Source organism: Streptomyces sp. A3M-1-3, from assembly GCF_024213665.1.
Taxonomy (GTDB): domain Bacteria; phylum Actinomycetota; class Actinomycetes; order Streptomycetales; family Streptomycetaceae; genus Streptomyces.
In genome coordinates, this window is record NZ_JANAVP010000090.1 from 1 (window position 1) to 492 (window position 492).

General features: G+C 72.4%; 1 pseudogene. It reads right to left on the bottom strand.

Going from position 1 to position 492, the window contains the following annotated elements:
* Window positions 1-492: pseudogene (locus tag NLX86_RS34285) on the bottom strand (polyketide synthase); the annotation flags it as partial.

The following is a 492-nucleotide window of genomic DNA, read 5'->3' on the forward strand; positions in this document are numbered from 1 at the left end:
GAGACGGCGGCCCGGCGGGGGCCGTCGGTGTCCGGCCACCGGCGCTGTTCGGTGAGCAGTTCGACCGCGCCCGCCTGCCAGTCGACGTGTGGTGAGGGTTCGTCGATGTGCAGGGTCTTGGGGAGTACGCCGTGGTCCATCGCCTGGATCATCTTGATGACGCCGCCGACGCCGGCGGCGGCCTGGGAGTGGCCGATGTTGGACTTCAGTGAGCCCAGGTACAGCGGCCGGTCTGCCGGGCGGTCCTGTCCGTAGGTGGCCAGGAGTGCCTGTGCCTCGATCGGGTCGCCGAGCCGGGTGCCGGTGCCGTGTGCCTCGACCGCGTCGATGTCGGCGGCGGAAAGCCGCGCGTTGGCGAGTGCCTGTCGGATGACGCGTTCCTGGGCTGGGCCGTTGGGGGCGGTCAGGCCGTTGGAGGCGCCGTCCTGGTTGACCGCGGAGCCCCGTACGACGGCCAGCACCCGGTGGCCGTTGCGCCGCGCGTCCGACAGC